At 67.6% G+C, this 24,038-nt stretch carries 22 protein-coding genes and 1 pseudogene; 9 read left to right on the forward strand and 14 right to left on the reverse strand.

The features are described 5' to 3' along the window. Nucleotides 1-38: 38 nt before the first annotated feature. Together GT347_RS12275 and hpf are read right to left on the reverse strand one after the other, a co-directional pair. Nucleotides 39-506 carry a PTS sugar transporter subunit IIA gene (locus tag GT347_RS12275; protein ID WP_160552215.1) on the reverse strand — a complete coding sequence of 156 codons (468 nt, stop codon included), beginning with the start codon at nt 504-506 and terminating at the stop codon, nt 39-41. Nucleotides 507-587: 81 nt separating this feature from the next. Next, entirely contained in the window at nt 588-917 is a 330-nt protein-coding gene (gene hpf / locus GT347_RS12280; protein WP_160552216.1) for a ribosome hibernation-promoting factor, HPF/YfiA family, read from the reverse strand. Nucleotides 918-1,377: 460 nt separating this feature from the next. On the opposite strand from hpf, the gene GT347_RS12285 reads away from it, so the two are divergent. Continuing rightward, the gene (locus GT347_RS12285; RefSeq protein ID WP_160552217.1) at nt 1,378-2,367 is read left to right on the forward strand and encodes a magnesium and cobalt transport protein CorA; all 990 of its coding nucleotides are present in this window, start codon (nt 1,378-1,380) and stop codon (nt 2,365-2,367) included. A gap of 1 nt (nt 2,368) precedes the next feature. On the opposite strand, the gene GT347_RS12290 is transcribed toward GT347_RS12285, so the two are convergent. Then, complete coding sequence (locus tag GT347_RS12290; protein WP_160552218.1) at nt 2,369-3,130, reverse strand: 5'-methylthioadenosine/adenosylhomocysteine nucleosidase; 762 nt, start codon at nt 3,128-3,130, stop codon at nt 2,369-2,371. Between the two features lie 5 nt (nt 3,131-3,135). Continuing rightward, nucleotides 3,136-4,812, reverse strand: coding sequence for an AMP-binding protein (locus tag GT347_RS12295; protein ID WP_160552219.1), 1,677 nt, complete (start codon nt 4,810-4,812; stop codon nt 3,136-3,138). A 78-nt stretch (nt 4,813-4,890) separates the two neighbouring features. On the opposite strand from GT347_RS12295, the gene GT347_RS12300 reads away from it, so the two are divergent. Then, nucleotides 4,891-5,382: an NUDIX hydrolase gene (locus GT347_RS12300; RefSeq protein WP_160552220.1), complete on the forward strand. Its 492-nt coding sequence runs from the start codon at nt 4,891-4,893 to the stop codon at nt 5,380-5,382. 22 nt (nt 5,383-5,404) lie between these two features. Here the strand turns inward: GT347_RS12300 and secF are convergent, their stop codons facing one another. From secF to yajC, 3 genes are all read right to left on the reverse strand, one after another. Next, on the reverse strand, nt 5,405-6,358 hold the full coding sequence (gene secF, locus GT347_RS12305) for a protein translocase subunit SecF (RefSeq protein WP_160552221.1): 954 nt from the start codon (nt 6,356-6,358) through the stop codon (nt 5,405-5,407). Between the two features lie 12 nt (nt 6,359-6,370). Further along, nucleotides 6,371-8,257 carry a protein translocase subunit SecD gene (gene secD, locus GT347_RS12310; RefSeq protein ID WP_160552222.1) on the reverse strand — a complete coding sequence of 629 codons (1,887 nt, stop codon included), beginning with the start codon at nt 8,255-8,257 and terminating at the stop codon, nt 6,371-6,373. A gap of 114 nt (nt 8,258-8,371) precedes the next feature. Next, nucleotides 8,372-8,707 carry a preprotein translocase subunit YajC gene (gene yajC / locus GT347_RS12315; RefSeq protein WP_160552223.1) on the reverse strand — a complete coding sequence of 112 codons (336 nt, stop codon included), beginning with the start codon at nt 8,705-8,707 and terminating at the stop codon, nt 8,372-8,374. 256 nt (nt 8,708-8,963) lie between these two features. On the opposite strand from yajC, the gene GT347_RS27280 reads away from it, so the two are divergent. The 3 genes from GT347_RS27280 to GT347_RS12325 all read left to right on the forward strand — a co-directional run bounded on the left by GT347_RS27280 (nt 8,964) and on the right by GT347_RS12325 (nt 11,648). After that, the gene (locus GT347_RS27280; RefSeq protein ID WP_195812411.1) at nt 8,964-9,134 is read left to right on the forward strand and encodes a hypothetical protein; all 171 of its coding nucleotides are present in this window, start codon (nt 8,964-8,966) and stop codon (nt 9,132-9,134) included. 143 nt (nt 9,135-9,277) lie between these two features. Beyond that, a complete protein-coding gene (locus GT347_RS12320) occupies nt 9,278-10,249 on the forward strand; it encodes a Bug family tripartite tricarboxylate transporter substrate binding protein (RefSeq protein ID WP_160552224.1) in 972 nt (323 codons plus the stop codon). A gap of 118 nt (nt 10,250-10,367) precedes the next feature. Continuing rightward, the gene (locus tag GT347_RS12325; protein WP_229722853.1) at nt 10,368-11,648 is read left to right on the forward strand and encodes a hypothetical protein; all 1,281 of its coding nucleotides are present in this window, start codon (nt 10,368-10,370) and stop codon (nt 11,646-11,648) included. Nucleotides 11,649-11,660: 12 nt separating this feature from the next. Here GT347_RS12325 and GT347_RS12330 read toward each other — a convergent pair whose 3' ends face one another. Further along, a complete protein-coding gene (locus tag GT347_RS12330; RefSeq protein ID WP_160552226.1) occupies nt 11,661-13,175 on the reverse strand; it encodes a CoA-acylating methylmalonate-semialdehyde dehydrogenase in 1,515 nt (504 codons plus the stop codon). A 110-nt stretch (nt 13,176-13,285) separates the two neighbouring features. On the opposite strand from GT347_RS12330, the gene GT347_RS12335 reads away from it, so the two are divergent. Both GT347_RS12335 and GT347_RS12340 read left to right on the forward strand, forming a co-directional pair. Beyond that, entirely contained in the window at nt 13,286-14,212 is a 927-nt protein-coding gene (locus GT347_RS12335) for a LysR family transcriptional regulator (RefSeq protein WP_160555323.1), read from the forward strand. A 106-nt stretch (nt 14,213-14,318) separates the two neighbouring features. Next, nucleotides 14,319-15,511, forward strand: a protein-coding gene (locus tag GT347_RS12340; protein ID WP_160552227.1) for an IS3 family transposase whose coding sequence is annotated in 2 segments (ribosomal slippage) — nt 14,319-14,592 and nt 14,592-15,511 — 1,194 coding nt in all. Because the reading frame shifts where the segments join, the coding sequence is not laid out codon by codon here. 567 nt (nt 15,512-16,078) lie between these two features. On the opposite strand, the pseudogene dinG reads toward GT347_RS12340, so the two are convergent. From dinG to GT347_RS12355, 3 genes and pseudogenes are all read right to left on the reverse strand, one after another. Further along, a pseudogene (gene dinG, locus GT347_RS12345) lies at nt 16,079-18,267 on the reverse strand (ATP-dependent DNA helicase DinG). A gap of 67 nt (nt 18,268-18,334) precedes the next feature. Beyond that, nucleotides 18,335-19,234, reverse strand: coding sequence for a LysR family transcriptional regulator (locus GT347_RS12350; RefSeq protein WP_160552228.1), 900 nt, complete (start codon nt 19,232-19,234; stop codon nt 18,335-18,337). 46 nt (nt 19,235-19,280) lie between these two features. Then, the gene (locus GT347_RS12355; RefSeq protein ID WP_160552229.1) at nt 19,281-19,505 is read right to left on the reverse strand and encodes a hypothetical protein; all 225 of its coding nucleotides are present in this window, start codon (nt 19,503-19,505) and stop codon (nt 19,281-19,283) included. 111 nt (nt 19,506-19,616) lie between these two features. Here GT347_RS12355 and GT347_RS12360 point away from each other — a divergent pair, with 111 nt between their 5' ends. Beyond that, nucleotides 19,617-20,597, forward strand: a complete 981-nt coding sequence (locus GT347_RS12360; RefSeq protein WP_160552230.1) for a Bug family tripartite tricarboxylate transporter substrate binding protein — start codon at nt 19,617-19,619, stop codon at nt 20,595-20,597. Nucleotides 20,598-20,613: 16 nt separating this feature from the next. Here the strand turns inward: GT347_RS12360 and GT347_RS12365 are convergent, their stop codons facing one another. Then, on the reverse strand, nt 20,614-21,534 hold the full coding sequence (locus GT347_RS12365; RefSeq protein WP_160552231.1) for a LysR family transcriptional regulator: 921 nt from the start codon (nt 21,532-21,534) through the stop codon (nt 20,614-20,616). Nucleotides 21,535-21,645: 111 nt separating this feature from the next. Here GT347_RS12365 and GT347_RS12370 point away from each other — a divergent pair, with 111 nt between their 5' ends. Next, a complete protein-coding gene (locus tag GT347_RS12370; protein ID WP_160552232.1) occupies nt 21,646-22,407 on the forward strand; it encodes an SDR family oxidoreductase in 762 nt (253 codons plus the stop codon). 10 nt (nt 22,408-22,417) lie between these two features. Here the strand turns inward: GT347_RS12370 and cuyB are convergent, their stop codons facing one another. Both cuyB and GT347_RS12380 read right to left on the reverse strand, forming a co-directional pair. Continuing rightward, the gene (gene cuyB, locus GT347_RS12375) at nt 22,418-23,125 is read right to left on the reverse strand and encodes a cysteate racemase (protein ID WP_229722906.1); all 708 of its coding nucleotides are present in this window, start codon (nt 23,123-23,125) and stop codon (nt 22,418-22,420) included. Between the two features lie 5 nt (nt 23,126-23,130). Beyond that, nucleotides 23,131-24,030 (reverse strand): transporter substrate-binding domain-containing protein, encoded by a 900-nt coding sequence (locus tag GT347_RS12380; protein ID WP_160552234.1) that lies wholly within the window; start codon nt 24,028-24,030, stop codon nt 23,131-23,133. Nucleotides 24,031-24,038: the final 8 nt, after the last annotated feature.

The following is a 24,038-nucleotide window of genomic DNA, read 5'->3' on the forward strand; positions in this document are numbered from 1 at the left end:
GAGGGAATTTCTTCAGCCGGGGCGACAGCTGCGCGCGCTCAGGCAGGCTGGGTGGATTGCCACTGGGCAATGGTGGCGTGGAGTTCCTGCGCACTGCCGCCGGCCTTGATCTTTTCGCGCAGGGGCGCGTCGCTGAGCAATTCGGCGATCTCGGAGAGGATTTCGAGGTGCTTCTGCGTGGCCGCTTCCGGCACCAGCAGGAAGATCAGCAGCACGACGGCCCGCTCGTCGGGCGCATCGAAACCGATGGGCTGCGCCAGCTGGAAGACGGCGGCCATCGGCGCCTTGAGGCCCTTGATGCGGCCGTGGGGGATCGCCACGCCGTGCCCGAGGCCGGTGGAACCGAGCCGCTCGCGGGCGAACAGGCTGTCGGTCACCAGTGCGCGGCTCAGCCCGTGAAGGCTTTCGAACAGCAAACCGGCTTCTTCGAAAGCCCGTTTCTTACTCGTGGCATCGAGGCTCACAAGGACCTGTTCGACAGGCAGGATGGCGGCTAGGCGGTTCATGGCAGTGGAGCGGCATTATGCGCCGCCCCAGGGCCAACACCTATTTCGCGGCGCCGCGTGGCGCGCTTAAGCAACACTTGCTCACATCATGCGCTTGGGCGCTTCGTGGTGGTGATTCTGCACCCGGTCCTTGTGGCGCACGACCTGGCGATCGAGTTTGTCCATCAGCTCATCGACCGCGGCATACAGGTCGGCATGGCAACTCTCGGCGAACATCTCATTTCCCTTGACGTGAATGCTGCATTCGGCTCTTTGCCGCAGCTGCTTTTCCTTCTGCTTGTCCACGGTCAGGATGACCTTGATATCGACCACATCTTCATAGTGACGCATGACGCGTCCGAGCTTGGTGGTGACATAGCCGCGCAGTGCGGGGGTGACATCGAGATGATGGCCGCTGATCGTCAGGTTCATGGAAGGTCCTCCAACTTGGGGTTGCACCGGTTGAAAAAGCCGTTCGGCATTGCACCGACCGGCATACGAACTTGGTTCTTCTGCGCTGGAATTCACTATGCGCCCCGCATGGCCCGATTGCAATGCGACTCGGCCGCCGCACCCGCAAACGAATGCAAGCAAAAACCCGGAATGGCTCGCAAGTTGGCGCAGGCATTGGGATTTTTTTGTCACAGATCCGTCACCAAAAAGTGCAGCGAAGGCATTCCCGCTTCGCCAGCAGGGCTGCAAGACCCCTCGCCTCAGTGGGGCGGAAGGACATGCCACGAATGCCATAATCCGCCGTCCTGCTGTCTGGAGAAAGCACCGTGGAAACCTACCCGAGTCGGTAGCTTTCTGCTCCCATGGATCGCATCGGGGGTGGAAAGCGTGCCTTACACCCCCCCGTTTTCGATGTCATCCCCCGCTTTGGGAGCACACCATGCTCAACATCTTTTCGCTCGCCAACGGCCGCCTCTTCCAGGAAGAGATCGAGTCGCTGGAAGAACTCGCACGTTTCACGCCGATCTGGGTCGATCTGGAGTCACCCACCGTCGAGGAAAAACGCTGGATCAAGCAGCACTATGAGATCTCGATCCCCGAGGACGCCACCGAGGACGACATCGAGGAATCGGCCCGCTTCTACGAGGAAGACAACGGCGACCTGCATGTCCGCAGCGACTTCCTGATCGCCGACGAGGACGAGCCGCGCTCGGTGCGCGTGGCCTTCATCCTGAACCAGCTCGACACCGGCAAGAAGAGCCGCGGCGTGCTGTTCTCGATTCACGACGAGGATGTGCCGGTTTTCCGCCTGCTGCGCCTGCGCGCACGGCGCGCGCCCGGCCTGATCGAAGACGCCAAGGACGTGCTGCTCAAGCTCTTCGACGTGGACGCCGAATACTCCGCCGACACGCTGGAAGACATCTACGACGAGCTCGAGAAGGCCAGCCGCCTGGTGCTGTCGGAGAACGTGACCGATTCGCTGGCCGGCGAGGTGCTGGGCGCCATCGCCCGCCAGGAAGACCTGAACGGCCGCATCCGCCGCAACGTGATGGATACCCGCCGCGCGGTGAGTTTCATGATGCGCAGCCGCATGCTCAACGCCGAGCAGTTCGAGGAGGCGCGCCAGATCCTGCGCGACATCGAATCGCTGGACAACCACACGGCTTTTCTCTTCGACAAGATCAACTTCCTGATGGATGCCACCGTCGGCTTCATCAACATCAACCAGAACAAGATCATCAAGATCTTCTCGGTGGCCAGCGTGGCCCTGCTGCCGCCGACGCTGATCGCCAGCATCTACGGCATGAACCTGCAGTTCCCCGAGCTGGCGGCGCTGGGCAAGGCGGCTTACCCGTATGTGATCTCGCTGATGGTCGGCAGCGCCGTCATCCCCATGCTGTACTTCCGCCGCCGCGGCTGGTTGAAGTAGCTCAGCGCAAGCCGAAGAGCGCCGCCACGATGGCCTGCGCGTAACGGCTGGCGACCACCTCGACGAAGGCGGGGAAATCCACATGCGCCGTGTCGTCGGCGCGGTCCGAGACGGTGCGCACGGCCGCGAAGGGCACGCGGTAGTCGTGGCAGACCTGCGCCACGGCCGCGCTTTCCATGTCCACCGCCAGCGCCTGCGGCAGGGCCGCGCGCAGTTCGGCCGCCTCGGCCAGGGCGCTCACGAAACGGTCGCCGCTCACCAGCAGGCCCTGGTGCACCTGCACCGCATGCAGGCCGAAGCGGGCCAGGTCGGCCGCATCGCACAGGCCGTCGACGTCGGCCAGGGCGCGGCGCGCGGCCTCGCGCAGCGCGGTCACCAGCGCCGGATCGGCGTCGAACCGGGCCCGGCCGTACAGCGGGATCTCGTGCCGGGGGAACAGCGGCGAGGCGTCCATGTCGTGCTGGATGAAGGCATCGCCGACCACCACATCACCCACCCGCACCGCAGTGCCCAGGCCGCCGGCCACGCCGGTGAAGAGCAGGCGCCGCACTTCGAAGCGCTCGATCAGCATCGCCGTGGTCGCGGCGGCCGCCACCTTGCCAATGCCGCAGAGCGCCAGCACGACCGGCTTTCCGCCCAGGCGGCCGCGCACGAATTCGCGGCCGGCGTGGGATACCGCGGGCTGGCGCTCCGCCAGCAGTTCGACCAGGCCGTGCTGCTCCTCCGGCAGGGCGCTCAACAGCCCGGTCGCAGCTTCATCCATCGCCATCAGGCCTTGTCCCGCAGTTCGCGCCGCAGCACCTTGCCGATCGGCGTCTTGGGCAGCTGATCGCGGAATTCCACCACCCGCGGGCGCTTGTAGCCGGTGAGGTTCTCCTGGCAATAGGCACGCACCTGCTGCTCGCTCACGCCTGCATCGCGGCGCACCACCACCAGCTTGACGGCCTCGCCGGTCTTGTCGTCGGGCACACCCACCACCGCGCATTCGGCCACGCCGGGCATGCTGGCCACCACGTTCTCGATCTCGTTGGGATAGACGTTGAAGCCGCTCACCAGGATCATGTCCTTCTTGCGGTCGACGATGCGGAAGAAGCCGCGCTCGTCCACCGTGGCGATGTCGCCGGTGCGCATGAAGCCATCGGATGTCATCACCTTGGCCGTGTCTTCCGGCCGCTGCCAGTAGCCGGCCATCACCTGCGGCCCGCGGATCGCGATCTCGCCGGGTTCGCCCATGGCCACCTCGTGGCCGTCGTCGTCGAGCAGCGCGAATTCGGTGGACGGCAGCGGAATGCCGATGCTGCCGCGCACCACGCCGTCCCCGGCCGTGGGATTGCAGGCCGCCGAGGGCGAGGTCTCCGACAGGCCATAGCCTTCGCGGATCTTCGAGCCGGTCTTCTGCTCCCAGAGCTCGGTGACCGCGGTGGACACCGCCGCGCCACCGGCCACGGTCAGGCGCAGGCCGCTCCAGTCGACCGTGCCGAAATCGGCATGGTTCGCCAGCCCGGCGAACAAGGTGCCGACCGCCGGAAAGACGTGGAAACGCTGCTGCGACAGCGTCTTCAGCGTGGCCTTCAGATCGCGCGGATTGGGCACCAGGATGCATTTGCTGCCGGTGCGCAGCGCCAGCATCATGATCACGGTGAAGGCGAAGATGTGATACAGCGGCAGCGCGCAGACGAAGGTGTGCTGCTCGCCGCCCGGCACCTTGCTGGTGGCCGGCGCATGCCAGGCCTCGGACTGCAGCACATTGGCGGTGACATTGCGGTGCAGCAGCATCGCGCCCTTGGCGACGCCGGTGGTGCCGCCGGTGTACTGCAGCAGCGCGAGGTCGTCCGGCCCCAGTTCCGGCGCGCGGAAGGCCAGGCGCCCGCCCCGCGCCAGCACCTCGTTGAAGCGCAGGGCCTTGGGCAGCTCGAAGGCCGGCACCATCTTCTTGAGATGCCGCACCGCCAGATTGACCAGCGTGCCCTTCAGCCAGCCCAGCCGATCGCCGGTGGCGCACAGCACGATATGTTCGATGGCGGTCCTGGCCAGGCACTTCTGCAGCGTGTGGGCGAAGTTCTCCAGCACGAAGATCGCCTTGGCGCCCGAGTCGCGCAGCTGGTGTTCCAGCTCCCGCGCGGTGTAGAGCGGATTGACGTTCACCACCACGCAGCCCGCGCGGATCACCGCGGCCACGGCGGCCGGGTACTGCGGCATGTTGGGCATCATCAGCGCCACCCGGTCGCCCCTGGAAAGGCCGAGCGACTGCAGCCAGGCGGCGATGCGGCGGCTGTCCCGGTCGGTGTCCGCGAACCGCACCTGCTCGCCCATGAAGGTGTAGGCCACCTTGTCGGCGTGTTCACGAAAGCCCTGGTCGATCAGCTCGGCCAGCGAACGGTAGGCGGAGGTGTCGATGTCGGCAGGCACGCCGGGCGGATAGGCATCGAGCCAGATTTTTTCCATGCTGTCTCCGGATGAACTGACGATTCTTTTTGGCAGGGGCCGAGCTTAGCGTCACAAGGCCCCTGGATAATCAGGGGCATGACGCATCCGGCACCGCTCCGTTGGAAACCAAACGTCACCGTCGCCGCGGTGATGGAACGGGAGGGCCGCTTCCTGCTGGTCGAGGAAGAAACCTCGGACGGGCTCAGGCTCAACAATCCCGCAGGCCATCTCGATCCGGGCGAAACCCCGGCCCAGGGCTGCGCCCGCGAGGCCATGGAAGAGTCGGCCCACGAGTTCACGCCGACGGCGCTGGTGGGTGTGTATATCTCGCGCTTCACCCGCAGCCGCGACCAGGAGGACATCACCTACCTGCGTTTCGCGTTCTCGGGAGAGGTCGGTGCCCACCATCCGGAACTGCCGCTGGACGAAGGCATCGTGCGTGCGGTGTGGATGACGGCCGACGAGATCCGGGCCTGCCCGGAGCGGCACCGCAGCCCGCTGCTGCTGCGTTGCCTGGAAGACTATCTGGCGGGCCAGCGCTTCCCGCTCTCCTCGATCTACAGCGATCCCAGCGTGACGGGGGCCTGACCCCCGCCGCCCGCCAGCGCCCTCAGACCTGGGCGCCGTTGTTGGGGTCTTTCGCGTCGCCCTTGGCGGCCTGCGGCTTGACCAGGTCTTCCCGCTTCACGCCCAGCCACATCGCGATCGCCGCTGCCACGAAGCAGGACGAGTAGATGCCGAACAGAATCCCGATGGTCAGCGCCAGCGAGAAGTAGTGCAGCGTGGCACCGCCGAAGAAGAACATCGACAGCACCATCATCTGGGTGGAGCCGTGGGTGATGATGGTGCGGCTGATGGTGGAGGTGATGGCGTGGTTGATCACCGCCTCGGTGTCCATCTTGCGCTGGCGCCGGAAGGTCTCGCGCACCCGGTCGAAGATGACCACCGACTCGTTGACCGAATAGCCCAGCACCGCCAGCACCGCCGCCAGCACCGCCAGCGAGAACTCCCACTGGAAGAAGGCGAAGAAGCCCAGGATGATGACCACGTCGTGCAGGTTGGCCAGCACGGTCGCCACGGCGAACTTCCATTCGAAGCGGAAGGCCAGGTAGATCATGATGCCGGCCACCACCACGGCCAGCGCCTTCAGGCCGTCGGTGGCCAGTTCCTCGCCCACCTGCGGGCCGACGAACTCGACCCGGCGCAGCGTGGCGCCGGCGGCCTTGTCGGCGCCCAGGGTGGCCATCACACGTTCGCTCTGCTGGGCCGAGCTGACGCCCTTCTGCGCCGGCAGGCGGATCATCACGTCGCGCGCGGTGCCGAAGTTCTGCACCTGCACATCCTGGAAGCCCAGGCCGGCCACCGCCTTGCGCACCGATTCCAGATCGGGCGACTGCGTGTAGTTGACCTCCATCACCGTGCCGCCGGTGAACTCCACCGACAGGTGCAGGCCGCGGTGCAGCAGGAAGAAGACGGCGAGCACGAAGGTGATCACCGAGACCGCGTTCAGCACCAGGGCATGGCGCATGAAGGGGATGTCGCGTCGGATGCGGAAGAATTCCATGGCTCTAGCTCCTTACTTCGCGACCGCGCGGGACGCTTCATCGGCGCCGGGGCGCCACACGGTGCCGATGGCCACGCTCTTCAACTTCTTGCGGCGGCCATACCAGAGGTTGACCAGGCCGCGCGAGAAGAACACGGCCGAGAACATCGAGGTCAGGATGCCGATGCAGTGCACCACCGCGAAGCCGCGCACCGGGCCCGAGCCGAAGGCCAGCAGGGCCAGGCCGGCGATCAGGGTGGTGACGTTCGAATCCAGGATGGTCGCCCAGGCCCGGTCGTAGCCGGCGGCAATCGCCGCCTGCGGCGAGGCGCCGTTGCGCAGTTCCTCGCGGATGCGTTCGTTGATCAGCACGTTCGAGTCGATCGCCACGCCCAGCGCCAGCGCCATGGCGGCGATGCCGGGCAGGGTCAGCGTGGCCTGCAGCATCGACAGGATGGCCACCAGCAGCATCACGTTGACCAGCAGCGCGATGGTGGAGATCACGCCGAACAGCGCGTAGTAGATGCACATGAAGACGGCGATCGCCGCCAGGCCCCAGGCCACGCTGTGGAAGCCGCGCGAGATGTTCTCGGCGCCCAGGCTCGGGCCGATGGTGCGTTCCTCGATGATTTCCATGGGCGCCGCCAGCGAGCCGGCGCGCAACAGCAGCGCGGTGTCGTTGGCTTCGGTGGTGCTCATGCTGCCGGAGATCTGCACCCGGCCGCCGCCGATTTCCGAGCGGATCACCGGGGCGGTCACGACCTCGCCCTTGCCCTTCTCGAAGAGCACGATGGCCATGCGCTTGCCGATGTTGTCGCGGGTGATGTCGCGGAAGATGCGCGAGCCCTTGGCGTCCAGCGTCAGGTTGACGGTGGGCTGCTGGGTCTGGTTCTCGAAGCCGGGCTGGGCATCGGTGAGGTTCTCGCCGGTCAGGATGACCTGCTTCTTCACCACCACGGCCTGGCCGCCGCGGTCGCTGTATTTCTCGTCGCCGAAGGGGACGCTTCCGGCGCCGCGCTCGGCCGCGCGGGCCTCGCTGCTCTCGTCGACCATGCGCACTTCCAGCGTGGCGGTGCGGCCCAGGATGTCCTTGGCCTTGGCCGTGTCCTGCACGCCGGGCAGCTGCACCACGATGCGGTCGGCGCCCTGCTGCTGGATCACCGGCTCGGCAACGCCCAGTTCGTTGATCCGGTTGTGCAGGGTGGTGATGTTCTGCTTGAGCGCCTGGTCCTGCACCTTGCGCACCGCCTCGGGCTTGATGCGGGCCACGACCCGGGCGCTTTCGCCGTCGCCGGCGTCGCTCACGACCAGGTCGGGGAACTGGTCGGCGATGACGTTCTTCACCGCGGTTACGGTGGCCGCATCGCGGGCACGGACTTCGACGGCCTGGCCGTCGCGCGAGACGCCGCCGTGGCGGATGTTCTTGTCGCGCAGCGCGCCGCGCAGGTCGCCGGCATAGGACTCGACCTTCTTGTCCAGCGCCGCGTTCATGTCGACCTGCAGCATGAAGTGCACGCCGCCGCGCAGGTCCAGGCCCAGGTACATCGGCACCGCGCCGAGCTTGGTCAGCCAGGCGGGCGAACGCGACAGCAGGTTGAGCGCCACCACATAGGGCGCGTCGTTCGCGTCGGGGATCAGCGCGCGCTGCACCGCGTCGCGGGCCTTGAGCTGCTCGTCGGTGTTCTCGAAGCGGGCGCGCACCGAGCTGCCGTCGAGCGTGACGGCATCGGCATTCAGGCCGGCGGCCTTGACCGCCTGGGCCACACGCTCGCGCACGGCCTCATCGACCTTCACCGCCGACTTGGCCGAGGAGACCTGCACCGCGGGTGCTTCGCCGAAGAAATTGGGCAGGGTGTAGAGCACGCCCACCAGCAGCACGATCACCAGGATCGTGTACTTCCAGACCGGATAACGGTTCATGATCGCGCTTCGTGCGGCCTCGGCCGCTCGGGGGACCGCGGCGCTGATGCCATGCGGTCCGGGGTTCAGACAAACGCAGGGGGCACCGGCCGCAGCGGCCGGCGCGGCCTCTGCTTACTTCAGGGTGCCCTTGGGCAGCACCTGCGCGATGGCGCTGCGCTGCAGCTGCACTTCGACGCCGGGGGAGATTTCCATCGACACGCTGCCTTCGTGCAGCTTGGTGATGCGGCCGATCAGGCCGCCGGAGGTGGCGATCTCGTCGCCCTTGGCGACGGCCTCGATCATCAGGCGATGCTCCTTCTGCTTCTTCATCTGGGGCCGAATCATGATGAAGTACAGCACCACGAACATCAGCACCAGGGGCAGCATGCCGGTGAGGGAACCCATGATGCCGCCGCCGGTGGCGGTGGCGGCGGGCGCGGTCTGGGCGAAAGCGGAAGAGATGAACACGGGTTTCGGCTCCACGGCCGTTGTCGGCCGTCGGGGTGGGGAAAAGGGCGGATCGCGCCGCGCCCGCGGCACATGGGCAGCAGGCAGGCAACCTCGGATTGTATGCGGCCACTATGTCGGGCCCACCGGGCAACCCCTGGGCCGTGCGGTTATGGGTGTAGGAGCCGGCCGATGCGGAACTGGCGACGCCCGCGTACGTCAGGCGCCGCGGCGGCACGGCAGGCTCTGGCCCAATTCAACCATCGAGGAGTCTGCCGTGTCTTTTGCCATCTACATGGTCGGTTTCGTGATCTTCCTGGGCGGCCTGATCTGGGCCGCCGTGGCAGCCCATGTGCCGCAAACCTATATCGCCATCGGCGCGGTGATCATCCTGGGCATCGGCATCTTCAGCGCCGTGGGCCGCACGCGCAGCAAAGACCCGTCCTGAGCGGACGGCGGCAGGCCGCACCTGCGGTTTTCCCGCTGAGCCGACACCTCCGATTGCGGCACACTCCCCGCCTCGCGCGCCGCGCGCGGGGGCCGCAAAGCTCCGCGCGGGCCGCATGCCGCAGCCCCGTCGGAGACACCCTCATGATTCGCAAGTTCCTGTCCTTCTCCCTGCTCGCCCTGGCGCTCGCCGCCGGCGCGCAGGCCCAGACCGCATATCCCAACCGGCCGATCCGCATGATCGTGCCCTTCCCGCCCGGCGGCGGCACCGACATCCTGGCGCGGCTGGTCTCGCAGAAGCTCACCGAGTCGGTCAAGTGGACCGTGGTGCCGGACAACCGCGCCGGCGCCGGCGGCACCATCGGCATCGCCGAGGCCGCCAAGGCCCAGCCCACCGGCTACGACATGGTGATGGGCCAGAAGGACAACATGGTCGTCGCGCCCTGGCTCTACAAGAACGTGGGTTACGACCCGACCCGCGACCTGGTCGCCGTGGCCGAGGTGGCCTACACCCCCATCATCATCGTCACCGCCGCCAACAACCCGCGCTTCAAGACCCTGGGCGACGTGGTGACCGCGGCCAAGGCGCAGCCCGACGCGATCACCTTCGGCTCGCCCGGCAACGGCACCACCATCCACCTGGCCGGCGAGATCTTCAAGAACGCCGCGGGCATCAAGATCCGCCACGTGCCCTACAAGGGCTCCAATCCGGCGTTGATGGATGTGCTGGCAGGCAATATCGACCTGATGGTGTCCTCGGTGCCGTCCGCCCTGGGCCAGATCAAGGCCGGCAAGCTGCGCCCGCTGGCCGTCACCTCGGCCAAACGCAGCAGCTCGCTGCCCGACGTGCCCACCGTGGCCGAGCTGGGCTACAAGGACGTGGACGTCAGCACCTGGTATGGCCTGTTCCTGCCGGCGGGCACGCCGGCGGCGGTGGTCACCCAGGTCAACCGCGAGGTCAACAAGCTGCTGGCCGGCAAGGAGATGCAGGCCGCCATCCACGAGCAGGGCGCCGAGCCGGAAGCGCGTTCGCCCGAGGCCTTCGGCGCGCTGGTCAAGGCCGACTACCTGAAGTGGAAGGACATCGTGAAGACGTCCGGCGCCACCATCGAATAAGGCGGCCGCCCTTCTCGCCAGGCCGGCCAGCGCTGCGCCTGGCGTCACGACGGCCGCCGAAGGGCTGCGGAGCATGGAGCGCCTGCATTTGCGCAGGTGCCACCTTTCGAGGACACCCATGCTCTCTTTTTCTTCGCCTGCGAACCGCGGTTCCGGCGTTTCCCCCGGTACGTCCATCGATCCTGTGCCGAACCATGGCCGGGACTTGCCGCCAGGCGGCGGCGAGACGATCCGCATCGATCCACAAGCCGCCACCTTGCAGATCGGCGAGCGCCGGCAGGATGCCAGCGCATCGGCCGCGGACTTCCAGGCCACCGTGTTCGCCGGCAAGCATCAGGACATGGCGCTGCACATGGCCCGCATGGTGCAGATCCGCGGCCCTGGCAACACCGACAGCCTGGGCGACTATCTGGACCCGCTCACCGGCGCGCAATACCACGTGAAGCTGGTCGAAGCGCCGGGCAAGGCCCGCAACGAAGTGATGATGGGCGAGCTGGCGCGCATCTTCGGCCTGCACGTGCCGCAGACCCAGGTCGTCGTGCACCAGGGCCGCAACTGCGTGGCCAGTGCCCTCATCGAGGGCCTGCGGACGGCCGGGCAGTTGTTCCCTGACTGCGCCATCGACATCGACCAGCTGCTGCGCATACCGGAGGAATGTCCGGAGATCGGGCTGGCCTATGTCGTCGCCGTGCTGCTCAACGTGCGCGACATCATCGGCCCGGTCTGCGACAACCTGGGATTCCTCGTCCTGCCCGATGGGCGGCTGCAACCCTACTTCCTGAATTTCGGCGGTTCCGGCGGATACCGAGCCCGCAGGGGCAGGAAAGAGTTCAACGAGAAGGCCGAGGAGTTCTTCAGCCTGGCGAATCCGCTGCTGGCGGCCGGGCCCAAGGGCATGATCTTCGGGCGCACCCCGCGCGCCATGCTGCACGAAAGCCTGCGGCGCATCCAGGCGGTTCCGGATGCGGATATCCAGGCCGTGATCGCCCGCCACATCGAGGACCCGGCCGCGGCGCGCCAGCTGTTCGAGCTGCTGATACGGCGCCGCGACGCCATCGCCGGCTACCTGGAGCGGGACCTGCCCACCCATTTCCAGTCGATCGTGGACAACACGGCCGAGTTCGGCATCGATTGCGCGTTCATCGGGCTGGCCACGGAGCGGCTGCCGGTCGCCGAATTGCGCAAGGCGCTGGAAGACGATCTGCGCCAAGCGATCGGACCCGCGCTCGCCGACTACAAGGAAAGAAATTTCCGCCTGCTGGCCACCTTCGAAGGCCAGTGGCGCTACGGCGACGGGGTCGAGGCGATGGCCCAGGCGCTGCTCGCCGAACCCGCGCGCCGATATGCCGAGGCACTGGAGGCACAGGCCGCATCGTCCTGCGCCAGCGCCGGCCCCTGAGCGCGGGCGGCCTTACTTGGCCGTCGGCATCACGAATTCGGCGCCCTTGGCCGTGCTCTCCGGCCAGCGCTGCATCACGCTCTTCTGCTTGGTGTAGAAACGCACGCCTTCCTCGCCGTAGGCGTGCATGTCGCCGAACAGGCTGCGCTTCCAGCCGCCGAAGCCGTGCCAGGCCATGGGCACCGGGATCGGCACGTTGATGCCGACCATGCCCACCTGGATGCGCCGGGCGAACTCGCGGGCGATATGGCCGTCGCGGGTGTAGCAGGCCACGCCGTTGCCGAACTCGTGGTCGTTGACCAGGTCCACCGCCTCGGCGAAATCCTTCACCCGCACGCAGGACAGCACCGGGCCGAAGATCTCTTCCTTGTAGATGCGCATCTCGGGCGTCACCTTGTCGAACAGGGTGCCGCCGGTGAAGAAGCCGGCCTCGTGGCCCGGCACGCTGAAGCCGCGGCCGTCCACCACCAGCTCGGCGCCCTCTTCCACGCCGGTGGCGATATAGCCCTCGATGCGCTCCAGGGCCTGCTTCGTCACGATCGGGCCCATCTCGGCGTCGAGTTCCATGCCGTTCTTCACGATCAGCGCCTTGGCGCGCTCGGCCAGCTTGGGGATGATCTTGTCGGCCACATCGCCCACCAGCACCGCCACCGAGATCGCCATGCAGCGCTCGCCGGCCGAGCCGTAGCCGGCGCCGACCAGTGCATCCACCGCCTGGTCCAGGTCGGCATCGGGCATCACCACCATGTGGTTCTTGGCGCCGCCCAGGGCCTGCACACGTTTGCCGTGGTGCGCGCCGGTCTCGTAGATGTAGTTGGCAATCGGCGTGGAGCCGACGAAGCTGATCGCCTTCACGTCCGGGTGTTCGAGCAGCGTATCGACCGCCAGCTTGTCGCCCTGCACCACGTTGAACACGCCGTCGGGCAGGCCGGCCTCGGTCAAAAGACGGGCCATCAACAGGGAGGCGGAAGGATCGCGCTCGCTGGGTTTGAGGATGAAGCAGTTGCCCGCGGCCAGGGCCACCGGGAACATCCAGCAGGGCACCATGACCGGGAAGTTGAAGGGTGTGATGCCGGCCACCACGCCGAGCGGCTGGCGCAGCGTCCAGTTGTCGATGCCGGTGGAGACCTGGTCGGTGAAGTCGCCCTTGAGCAGCTGCGGGATGCCGCAGGCGAACTCGATGATGTCGATGCCGCGCGAGACCTCGCCCTGCGCATCGGTGAACACCTTGCCGTGCTCGGCGGTGATGATGGCGGCGAGTTCGTCCTTGTGCTGGTTGACCAGCTCCAGGAACTTCAGCATGACCCGCGCACGGCGGATCGGCGGCGTGTCGGCCCACTTGGGGAAGGCCTTCTTGGCGCTGGCGATGGCCGCTTCGACATCGCCCTTCTCGGCCAGCTTCACCCGGCGGGCTTCCTTGCCGTGGGCCGGGTTGAAGACGGCCTGGCTGCGCTCGCCGGCGCCCTGGAACGGCTTGCCGTCGATGAAATGGACGATGTCGGCGCTGTCGGTGAATGCTGCGGTCATGGCGGAGCTGGTCTCGGTTGGAAGGTGAGAGGGCCAGTCTAGGAAGCGCCCGCGCGCCTGCCTAGGCCGCCAGGCTGAATTAATTGTTCGTTTTGCTGAACAATGACGCCATGAAATCCGAAAATATCGATGCGCTATGGTCGCACCTCCACTGGCTGACCGTGCTGCGCCAGCAGGGCAGCTTCACCGCGGCCGCGGCCCGGCTGGGCGTGAGCAAGGCGGCCATGAGCCAGCGCATCGCCGACCTGGAGCGCGCGGCCGGTGTGCCGCTGGTCCAGCGCACCACCCGCAGCGTGCGGCTGACCGAAGCCGGTGAGCGCCTGGTGGACGGCACCCGCGGGGCCTTCGACCAGATCCGCGACAGCTTCGCCAGCGTGCGCGACCTGGCGGCCGAGCCGCAGGGCCTGCTGCGGGTGACGGCGCCGGTGGCTTTTGCGCGCCAGCAGCTGCTGCCCTGTCTGCCGGATTTTCTGCGGGCGCATCCGCAGGTGCGGCTGGAGCTGGACATGTCGGACCGGCTGCGCTCCCTGGCGACCGAGGGCTTCGACCTGGCGGTGCGCCATACCGCCGCACCGCCGGAGACGCATGTGGCCTGGGCGCTGGCCTCCACCCGCACGGTGCTGGTGGCCAGCCGGGGCTATCTGCGGCGGCGGGGGACGCCTGCTGTCCCTTCTGAACTCGCTTCGCACGATTGCCTGTTCTACCCCCGGGCGCAGGAAACGCCGGCCTGGGCCTTTGTCTCTGGCGAGGAGGAGCGGGTGACGGTGCCTGTGTCCGGGCCGTTTTCGGCCAATAACAGTGAGGTGTTGCGGGATGCGGCTTCTGCGGGGGTCGGGATTGCGCTGTTGCCTGATTTCAGTGCGCAGTCTGCTTTGGGTTCGGGGCGGCTTGTCGAGATATTGCCTGGGTGGCGGAATGTGGATGCGTTTGGGGATCGGCTTTATGCGGTTCGGGCTTATTCGCCTCAAGTGCCTCGGGCTGTGGGGGCTTTTGTTGGGTTTCTTCGGGGGGTTTTTAAGGGGGGGTTTTCGGTTTGAGTTTTTTTATTTACTTCTTCTTTTGTTGTGAGGGTGGAGGTGTGTCCTGGTCTAATTTCCAAAGACAAGTCGATAGGGGATTCAAACCCCTGAGGAAAACTGGAACATGACGAACCGCCTTCCCCGCCGCAGCTTCGACGAGGCCTTCAGGCTTCAAGTCGTCAAGATGATCCGAGAGCAGAACCTGAGCGTGCCGCAGGTCTGCAGAGACATGAGCCTGACCGACAGCGCGGTGCGCCGTTGGGTCGAGCAATACGATGCAGAGAGTGCAGGCCAGCCCGGAATTGGCAAGCCTTTGACCGAGGAGCAACGGCGTATTCGTCAGCTCGAAGCAGAGCTGCGGCAACTGCGCCAGGACAACGACATCTTAAAAAAAGCATCGGCCTTCTTCGCCCGGGAACTGAAGTAATCCACCGCGTGATTGCTCAGTGGCAGAAGAAGGCCGAGACAGTTGCAGTGAGCACGCTGTGTCGTGTCTTGAGTGTCAGCCGAGCAGGTTATTACGCAGCGCTTAAACGAGCAGCTCGGCCTGCCGTAATCGAGCCCATTGAGGTGCAACTGAAGGCCGCATTTACAGCGAGCGGGCGCAGCTACGGCAGCCGTCGGTTGCGTGCTGCGCTCGAGGTCCAGGGCATTGACGTTGGCCGCTGGCGCATACGCCGACTAATGCGCGAACACCGCCTGCAGCCAAGCTGGAAGCGCAAATTCGTTCACACCACCGACAGCCGCCACACGCTGCCGGTGGCTGCAAACGTGCTGCAGCGGCAATTCGCGCCAGCCTCGGCCAATCAAGCTTGGGTGGCAGACATCACCTATATCCGGACTCGCAGCGGCTGGCTTTATCTGGCTGCCGTCCTGGACCTGTATTCACGCAAGTTGATTGGCTGGGCTACTGCACCGAGCATGCCGGCAGAGCTGGTCTGTGCGGCTTTGGAGATGGCCATTGGCCAACGAAAACCCAGCCCCGGCTTGATCGTGCATACCGACCGGGGCAGTCAATATGCCAGCGAGCTTCATCGCGACGTACTGCAACGCCACGGCCTGCTGGCCAGCATGAGCGGCAAGGGCAACTGCTGGGACAACGCGGTGATGGAGCGCTTCTTCTTGAACTTGAAGATGGAGCGCGTCTGGCAGCGCGACTACGCCAATCACGCCGAGGCTGCTGCAGACATCGGCGACTACATCGTCGGCTTCTACAACAGCACTCGACTGCATTCGACATTGGGTTATCTGCCGCCCAACGCCTTCGAGCGAAAAATGGCAGCAACACGCCCTATCGAACTGTCCGAAAATTCTTGACCAGGACAGTGGGGCTGGCGTCGCCCCACACCCCCGGTAACTTTCTTTCCATTGAAAGAAAGTCACCAAAGAAAAATTAAAAAGCGGGATCGGGGACGGGCTTTCGCCCGAGACGGGCCATTGTTTTGCTGCGCTTCACTCGGCTCTCGGCATGGCGTAGTGGGCTCAGCAACGATTGCCAATGCTCGAGGATCGGGCCGCTCGTTCGCCAAAAGCTTCACGCTCTGGCGCGCTTGGTGAGCGCTTGGTTTGGCGCACTGGCGGTTTCCAGCGGATTTGACGCGGCGCTTGATCAAACTTGTCGGACGGCAGAGCGTGAAGCTTTTGGCGAGTGGGCGGCCCGATCCTCGAGCTTTTGCAATCGTTGCTGCGATGAAATCGCCATGCGGAGAGCCGAGTGAAGCGCAGCGAAACAAAGGCCCGACCCGGGCGAAAGCCCGTCCCCGATCCCGCTTTCTAATTTTTCTTTGGTGACTTTCTTTCAATGGAAAGAAAGTTACCCGGGGTGTGGGGCGACGCCAGCCCCACCTCCACCCTCACAACAAGAGAAGAAGTAAATAAAAACCATCAAGCAGGAATAACCAGGGAAGAACCCCGAGAAACAGCAAACGCAGGCAACCCACTCAAAAGCCTCTGCCCATAAGCAGTAGAAACCAGCCGCCGGTCATAGCAATAAACCGAAGCAAAGTCATCCTCAGTCCGAATAGCCCGCCCCACCCACTGCGCCAGCCGGATCGCAGTAGCCGGCACCACCAGCTCGGTAAACGGATCCCGCCCCGCCCCCGAAGCCATTCGGCCCGCGCCTCCCCCACCGGATCATCCGGCGGCGCAAACGGCAGCTTGGTGATGAACACGGACTCACAGAGCCGCCCCGGCAGATCCAGCCCCTCCCCAAACGACTGCATCCCGAAGATGACCGAAGCCGACCCCGCCTCCACCCGAGCCCGGTGCAGGGTCAGCAACTGCGCCCGCGGCATCGCCGTCTGCACCAGGACGCGAGGCACCAGCGCAGGCGGCAAGGCAGCCACCGCCTGCCGCAGCTGTTCCCGCGAGGTGAACAACACCAGCGCACCGAAGCGCACGGACAGCAGGTCCCGCAGCAAGGCCTGCACCATCTCCGCCGTATAGGCCGCAGCATCCCGAGGATCGGCCAAGGTGCTGGCAGCGATCAGCCGCCCCTGCCGTGCATAGTCGAAGGGACTGGCCACCTCCAGCGTGGAAGCCGCCTCGTCCTCGTGCAGCCCGGCCTCCCGCAGGAAGAAGTCGAAACGCCCGCAGCTGGTCAGCGTGGCCGAGGTCAACACCGCGCCCCGCACCTGGCTCCACAGGCGATTGCGCAAAGTAGCCCCAGGCAGCAAGGGACTGGCATGCGCCTGCAGCACCGGCAGGTCGCCATCGCTCTCCAGCGTGAACCACTTGGCCGGCGGCACCGCCCCCGGCTCGGTGTCGCGCAGCAGCAGCTGGGCGGTCTCCAGCATGGCTTCCAGCCGTGGCGCCAGGGCGCCGAGCTGGGCGTACTGGGTGGACAGCCGGCGGGCCTGCTCCGGCTGCTCGCGCATCTCGGCCCGCAAGGCCTTGGCGATGCAGCGCAGCGCCACCAGAAAACCCTCGGCATGGTGCGCCACCTGGCCCAGCGGCTCGGCCAGCGCCTCGGGCAACTCGCCCTTGGGCAGGCGCACCCGGGCGGCGCCGCGGCCGCTGGCCTGCTGGGCCGCCTGCAGCGCGGGGCCGTAGAGGTCGCTCACGATGCGTTCGGTGTCCAGCAGGGCCTGGCGCATGAACTTGGCATGCACCGGCACATCGGCCACCTCGGTCACGCCCAGCAGCGAGCCGAAACGCACCGCGCGCCGCGCCAGGGTCTCGGCCCAGGCGTGGCGGGCCAGGTCCATGCGGCAGCCGAACTGCGCCAGGGCGGTGGCGGGCAGGTGATGCGCCTCGTCGAGGATCAGCAGGCTGCTGTCGAGCTCCGGCAGCAGGCGGTTGCCCAGCGAGGACAGCAGCAGGTCGTGGTTGACCACGATGACCTGGGCGCCCACCAGGGTCTTGCGCCGCTCGTAGTAGGCGCACTGGCCGAAGGACGGGCAGTGCTTGCCGGTGCAGGAGGCCGCCTCGGCCGCCATCGGCAGCCAGACATCCGGCGTGGGCGGCGATTCCAGCGTGTCGCGGTCGCCGTCCCAGGCGCCGCTGGACAGCGCCTGCGCCACGCCGGCATAGAACTTGATCCGCGCCTCCACCTCGTGCGCCGGCCGCTCCTGGTGGGCGCGGCGCTGCTGGGCGGGTTCGTCTGCGAAGAGGTCGTCCTCGGGATCGTCCTCGTCGATCTCCGGCTCGGCCAGGCCGCCCAGGCGCTCCAGCTTCAGCCGGCAGACATAACGCCCGCGTCCCTTGGCCAGGGCGAAACGGAAAGGCTGGGGCAGCAGCTTGGCCAGGGCCGGCAGGTCCTTGGCCACCAGCTGCTCCTGCAGCGCCACGGTGGCGGTGGAGATCAGCACCCGGGTGCCGCGCGCCAGCGCCAGGGCGATGGCGGGCGCGCAATAGGCCAGCGACTTGCCCACGCCGGTGCCGGCCTGGATCACGGCGATGGCGCGTTGCGGCTCCTCGTCCTCCTCCAGCTTGCCCAGCGTGGCCGCGCCCAGGGTGCGGGCGACCTTCTCGGCCATGTCGCGCTGGCCGGGCCGGCTGCGAAAGCCGCTGGCCGCGGCCACCACCTCGTCGAAGGCGCGCAGGCCGACGGCGGCCGCCTCCTCGGCGTTCAGGGGAGCGGGGCTGGGGTTTTCGGTGGCGGGGGTCGGCGAATCCGGGGAAGACATGGGCCCTAGTGTCTCAGGCCGGCTCTTCACTGGCTGCCGTGACGGTCTTCATCGCCTTGATGAAATCGGCCACCGCCTTGGGCGAACGCACGCCCTGCGGCATCAGCGCCCGCACCTCCACCGCCACCTCGGGCAGCACGGTGCGTACATGCAGGCGGTCGTTGCGCACCGCGCGGGCGGTGAAGGAATCGATGATCGCCGGGCCGAAGCCCTCCTCGGCCAGCACCATGGCGATGTGGTGGGTCTGCACCGTGATGCCGGCCTGCGGCGCGCCGCCCAGGCGCGACCACTGCTCGGCCAGCATGGTGCCGATGGGGTCGCGGTCGTCGATGCGGATGAAAGGCCCGCGCAGCACCTCCTCCAGCGTGATGGTGGTGCGGCGATCGGCCTCGGCGGCATCTGCGCGCGACACGCACATCAGCCGGCCGGTGGCGATCAGCTCCTCCTCCACCGCCGGATGCGCCTTGCTGCCGTAGACGATGCCCACATCGCCCTCCTGCAGCGCCACCGCATGGGCGATCTCGCGCGAATGCTGCACCCGCACCGACACGTTCATCTGCGGATGTTTGCGGCGGAAGAGGCGCAGCGCATCCGGCAAGGCCTTCACCGCCAGCGAGGGCACGATGAAGAGGCGCAGCTCCTGGGTCTCCGCCCGGCCCAGCGCGCTGGCGATGCGCCGCACCGCCTCCAGCTGCGCCATCAGCTGCTGGACTTCCGGATACAGCGCCTGCGCCTCCACCGTGGCCACCAGGCGCTGGCGCTGGCGGGTGAACAGGGCATAACCCAGATGCAGCTCGGCATGCTGCAGCGCCTGGGTGACGGCCGGCTGGCTCACATGCAGCAGGCGCGCGGCCGCGCCCACGCTGCCGGTCAGCATGACGGCGTTGAAAACCTCGATGTGCTTGAGTCTCATGGTGTGCCGCGGCGGCGTGCAGGAAACGTACCCGCGGCGGCGCCGCTCACATCAGCCGCCACACCGCGAAGAAACCTCCGAACACGCCCAGGAAGAGCTGCAGGGCATAAAAGGCCAGCGTGACCTTGCGGATCGCCGCCTCGGGCTCGGTGCGGGCACACCACACGGCCAGCAGGATGTCGAGCACGAAGACGAAGGTGAAGACGAGGACGAGCATGGCGCTTTCGGCAGGCTGGAAACGGGTGGGAAACAGGCGGACGGGGGCCGACATCTTGCCTCGGCGGCAAATCGCTTACCGCTGCTGACGATTTGGATGGCGGCTCCCGTATGATGATCCCGTGTCCATTCGCGCCAGTTTCGGCGCTCCGCTGGGTACCTCCGAATGAAACGCACAACGCTCCGATTGCTCGCCGCCTCGGCCCTCACGGCCACGGGCCTGGCGGCGCGGGCCCAGCGGCCGGGACCGCCGCAGCAGCCGATCCGCTGGGTCGTGCCCTACGCGCCCGACGGCACCACCGACCAGATCGCCCGCCTGCTGGCGCCGCGCATCGCCCGCGAACTGGGCGAGGAGATCGTGGTGGACAACCGCCCCGGCGCGGCCAGCATCCTCGGCGCGACCTTCGTGGCGCGCGCGGCCGCCGACGGCCACACCATCGGCAGCGCGGACTCCGGCACCCTGGCCTTCAACCCGGCGATGTACGCCTCGCTGAGCTACGACGCCGAGAAGGACTTCAGCTTCATCGGCGGCCTGGGCCGCATGCCCCTGGTGCTGGTGGTGGGGCCGCGCCAGGCGGCGCGCAACCTGCGCGAGTTCCTGGTGCTGGCGCGGCGTTCGCCCGGCGCCCTGTCGGCCGGCTCCTCCGGCCCCGGCGCGCCGCTGCACGTGGCGCTGGAGCTGTTCAAGCAGCAGAGCCGTACCGACATCCGCCATGTGCCCTACAAGGGCTCCGCCCCCGCGCTGGCCGATGTGGCCGGCGGCCAGCTCGACGCCATGTTCATCGACCTGCCGCCCAGCCTGGCCGCCATCCGCAACGGCAAGGTGCGGGTGCTGGCGGTGGCCACGCCGCAGCGGCTGGCGCTGCTGCCGGAGGTGCCGACCCTCGCCGAGACCGGCCTGGCCGGTTTCGAGGGCTATGCCTGGCAGGGGCTGGTCGGTCCGGCGCGCATGCCGGAGCTGACGGTGGCGCGGCTCAACCGGGCCCTGTCGGCCGCGCTGCGGGCGCCCGAGCTGCGCGCGCAGCTGGAAGAGCGCGGCATCGAGCCCATGCCCGCCAGCCCGAGCGAATTCGCACGGTTCGTGCGCGAGGAGCAGAAGCGCTGGGGCGCCCTCATCCGCGCCGCCGACATCCGGCTCGAATCCTGACGGGCGCCCCGCCTCATCAGGCCCGCACCCGCCGGGCGAATTCGCGCTGCCCGAACTGCTCCACCACGAAGTCGATGAAGACCCGGGTGCGCATCGGCAGCAGTTTCTTGCTGGCGTAGTAGAGCGAGATCGGCCCGCCGTCGGCCGACCAGCCCGGCAGCAATCGCAGCAGCGCGCCGCTCTCCAGGCCCGGCAGGGCGAAGGCCATGGGCACCAGGGTGACACCCAGGCCCATGGCGGCCGCCTGGCACATGGCCTCGGGGTCGTCGAAGACGATGCACGGCCGGGGCTCGGCCGCCGCCGTCTCGCCCTCGGCATTACCCAATGCGTGGCTGTAGACCCGCGCGTCGCGGCGCGAGCGGCGCACGATGCCGTCGAACTGCGCCAGCTCCGCCGGATGGCCAGGCAGCGGCCTGCCGGCGAGATAGGCCGGCGCGGCCACCGCCACCACCGCCACCCGCCCCAGTTCACGCGCCACCATGCCGGGCCGCAGCTCCAGGCCGCTGCCGATGCCGGCATCGAAACCCTCGCCCACCAGGTCGACCTGCCGGTTGTCGAAACGCCAGTCCGGCAGCACCGCCGGGTAACGCCGCAGGAACTCGCCCAGCAGCGGCAGCACATAAGCGCGTCCGAAGCCCGAGCCCATGGCCACACGCAGGGTGCCGGCGGGCTGGCGGTCCCATTCCGCCGCGCCCGCAACCGCATCGGCCACGGTCGCCAGTGGCCCCGCGATCTGCTGCAGCAGCCGCTCGCCGCCCTCGGTCAGCGTGAGCCGGCGGGTGCTGCGCTGGAACAGGCGCACGCCCAGCGATCGCTCCAGCGTGGCGATGTTCTTGCTGACCGCGGCGGGTGTCATCTCCAGCCGGCGGGCGGCGGCGGAGAAGCTGCCGGCCTCGGCGGAACGGATGAAGGATTCGAGGTGGGAGAGCGGCTGCATGGGCGCCATTTTCAACCATGAGTTGAAATTGAAAGAACCCGTCTGGCGCTACCGGCGCGCAATCGAAGTGCCGACACTGCAGGCACCGACACACACCACCCGGAGCTTTCCATGAACACCGCCTCTTCTTCCCCCACCCCGCTGGCCGGCAAGGTTGCCTTCGTCACCGGCGGCTCGCGCGGCATCGGCGCGGCCATCGTGCGCCGCCTGTCGCGGGAAGGTGCGCAGGTCGCCTTCACCTATGCGCGCTCGGCCGATACGGCGCAGGCCCTGGTCGCCGAGATCGCCGCCGCTGGCGGCAAGGCCCTGGCCCTGCAGAACGACGGCGCCGATGCCGTCGCGCTGCAGGCCGCCGTGGACGAGGCCGCCCGCTTGCTCGGCCGCATCGACATCCTGGTCAACAGCGCCGGCGTGCTGCGCATGGGGCCGCTGGAGGGTTTCTCGCTGGCCGACCTCGACGAGACCCTGGCGGTGAACGTGCGTGCGGTGTTCGTCGCCACCCAGGCGGCGGCGCGCCACATGCCCGACGGCGGCCGGGTGGTCACCATTGGCAGCATCAATGCCGAACGCATGCCGCAGGCCGGCGGCAGCGTCTACGCCATGAGCAAGGCCGCCATCGTCGGCCTGACCCGCGGGCTGGCGCGCGACCTGGGCCCGCGCGGCATCACCGTCAACAACGTGCAGCCCGGCCCCACCGGCACCGACATGAACCCGGCCGACGGCCCCTATGCCGGTGGCATGCACGGGCTGATGGCCATCCCCCGCCATGCCCATGCCGACGAGGTCGCGGGCATGGTGGCTTATCTGGTGGGACCGGAGGCCGGCATGGTGACCGGTGCCAGCCTCAGCATCGACGGCGGCTACGGCGCCTGAGGCCTGCCCTTCAGGCGGCGCGTTGCGCCAGCGACCAGGCCACGCTGCGGCGCGCCAGGGCGGCGGTGGCGTCCACCACCGGGATCGGCGCATTGCCGTTGTTCAGCACCAGCGGGATCTCGGTGCAGCCCAGCACGATGGCCTGGGCGCCGCGATCGGCCAGGGCCTGCGCCGCCTGCACCAGCAGCGCGGCGGCGCCCGGCACGTCGCCGGCCTTCACCGCGTGGATGCCGGGCGTGACCCAGCGCGCGATCTCGTCCTGGGCCGGCAGCAGCCATCGCAGGCCGGTGTGGCCGCGTCCGGTGTAGAGGCCGGATGCGAGCGTGGCCTCGGTGCCCAGCAGCCCGAGCCGGGCCTCGGGGCCGACCAGGGCCACGGCCTCGTCCAGCGCGACGTCGATCAGGTGCAGCATGGGCAAGCCCAGTGCCTGCTGCAGCGGCTCGAACCACAGGTGCGCGGTGTTGCAGGGAATGGCGATCAGCCCCGCGCCCGCGCGCACCAGCCGCTGGCCGCTGGCGACCAGCGCCGGCAGCGGCGATTCGCCCCGGCCCTGGAAGGCCGCGGTGCGGTCGGGCACCTGCGGGATGGAGCTGGTCACCACCGGCACATGGTCCTGGTCGACCTGAGCGGGCGTGGCATCGATCACCTTGCGCAGGAAATCCACCGTGGCCAGCGGACCCATGCCGCCGAGCACCCCCACCACACCCGCGTCCTGCATGCCGCTCACAGCGCGGGCTTGTCCGACAGGGCGGTCAGGTTGGCCTTGAGTTCGTCGCTCATCGGCGCGTTGAGGTTCACGCCCTTCGGGGGGATGGGCGACTGGAACCACTTCTTGTAGAGCTTCTCGAAATCGCCGCTCTTGACCAGCGAGGCGATGGTGCCGTCCACCAGCTGCTTGAAGCCGGCATCGTCGCGGCGCAGCATGATGGCGTAGGGCTCGACCTGCAGCGCCTCGCCGACCACGGCCAGCGAATCCGGCGCCTGCGCGTTGGCCTTGATGCCGTAGAGCAGGATGTCGTCCATGGCGAAGGCATCGGCCCGGCCGCTTTCCACCAGCAGGGCGGATTCGGCATGGTCCTTGGCCGACAGGATCTCCATGTCCAGGCCCTTGTCCTTGTTGACGTTGCGGATCACCAGGATGTTGGTGGTGCCGGTGGTGGAGACCACCTTCTTGCCCTTGAGGTCGGCCAGCGACTTGATCGGCGAGCTGCTCTTCACCAGGAAACGCGTGCCGGTGTAGAAGTAGTTGGTGGCGAACTGCACCTGCTTGCCGCGCTCGCTGTTGTTGGTGGTGGAGCCGCACTCGATGTCGATGGTGCCGTTCTGCAGCAGGGGCACGCGGTTGGCGGAAGTCACGGCCTGCGTCTTCACCTGCAGGTCGGCGCGGCCGGTGGCCTTCTTCACCTCATCGACGATGCGGCCGCAGATCTCCCAGGCGAAGCCGGTGGGATGCTGGCCGTCGGCCAGATAGGAGAAGGGGATGGACGACTCACGGTAAGCCACCGTGATCGCACCGCTGGACTTGACCTTGTCGAGCGTGGCCGATGCGGCCTGCTGGGCCTGGGCGGCGAAGCCCACGAAGGAGGAAGCCAGTGCGGCGACGACGAGAACCTGCTTGACCATGGACTTGC

The sequence above is a fragment of the Xylophilus rhododendri genome (genome assembly GCF_009906855.1).
Taxonomy (GTDB): domain Bacteria; phylum Pseudomonadota; class Gammaproteobacteria; order Burkholderiales; family Burkholderiaceae_C; genus Xylophilus; species Xylophilus rhododendri.

Bases quoted from the DNA above. Each gene is read 5' to 3' on its own strand.
- GT347_RS12275 (WP_160552215.1), bottom strand. From the start codon at position 506: ATGAACCGCCTAGCCGCCATCCTGCCTGTCGAACAGGTCCTTGTGAGC.
- hpf (WP_160552216.1), bottom strand. From the start codon at position 917: ATGAACCTGACGATCAGCGGCCATCATCTCGATGTCACCCCCGCACTG.
- GT347_RS12285 (WP_160552217.1), top strand. From the start codon at position 1,378: ATGCTCAACATCTTTTCGCTCGCCAACGGCCGCCTCTTCCAGGAAGAG.
- GT347_RS12290 (WP_160552218.1), bottom strand. From the start codon at position 3,130: ATGGATGAAGCTGCGACCGGGCTGTTGAGCGCCCTGCCGGAGGAGCAG.
- GT347_RS12295 (WP_160552219.1), bottom strand. From the start codon at position 4,812: ATGGAAAAAATCTGGCTCGATGCCTATCCGCCCGGCGTGCCTGCCGAC.
- GT347_RS12300 (WP_160552220.1), top strand. From the start codon at position 4,891: ATGACGCATCCGGCACCGCTCCGTTGGAAACCAAACGTCACCGTCGCC.
- secF (WP_160552221.1), bottom strand. From the start codon at position 6,358: ATGGAATTCTTCCGCATCCGACGCGACATCCCCTTCATGCGCCATGCC.
- secD (WP_160552222.1), bottom strand. From the start codon at position 8,257: ATGAACCGTTATCCGGTCTGGAAGTACACGATCCTGGTGATCGTGCTG.
- GT347_RS12320 (WP_160552224.1), top strand. From the start codon at position 9,278: ATGATTCGCAAGTTCCTGTCCTTCTCCCTGCTCGCCCTGGCGCTCGCC.
- GT347_RS12325 (WP_229722853.1), top strand. From the start codon at position 10,368: ATGCTCTCTTTTTCTTCGCCTGCGAACCGCGGTTCCGGCGTTTCCCCC.
- GT347_RS12330 (WP_160552226.1), bottom strand. From the start codon at position 13,175: ATGACCGCAGCATTCACCGACAGCGCCGACATCGTCCATTTCATCGAC.
- GT347_RS12335 (WP_160555323.1), top strand. From the start codon at position 13,286: ATGAAATCCGAAAATATCGATGCGCTATGGTCGCACCTCCACTGGCTG.
- GT347_RS12350 (WP_160552228.1), bottom strand. From the start codon at position 19,234: ATGAGACTCAAGCACATCGAGGTTTTCAACGCCGTCATGCTGACCGGC.
- GT347_RS12355 (WP_160552229.1), bottom strand. From the start codon at position 19,505: ATGTCGGCCCCCGTCCGCCTGTTTCCCACCCGTTTCCAGCCTGCCGAA.
- GT347_RS12360 (WP_160552230.1), top strand. From the start codon at position 19,617: ATGAAACGCACAACGCTCCGATTGCTCGCCGCCTCGGCCCTCACGGCC.
- GT347_RS12365 (WP_160552231.1), bottom strand. From the start codon at position 21,534: ATGCAGCCGCTCTCCCACCTCGAATCCTTCATCCGTTCCGCCGAGGCC.
- GT347_RS12370 (WP_160552232.1), top strand. From the start codon at position 21,646: ATGAACACCGCCTCTTCTTCCCCCACCCCGCTGGCCGGCAAGGTTGCC.
- cuyB (WP_229722906.1), bottom strand. From the start codon at position 23,125: ATGCAGGACGCGGGTGTGGTGGGGGTGCTCGGCGGCATGGGTCCGCTG.
- GT347_RS12380 (WP_160552234.1), bottom strand. From the start codon at position 24,030: ATGGTCAAGCAGGTTCTCGTCGTCGCCGCACTGGCTTCCTCCTTCGTG.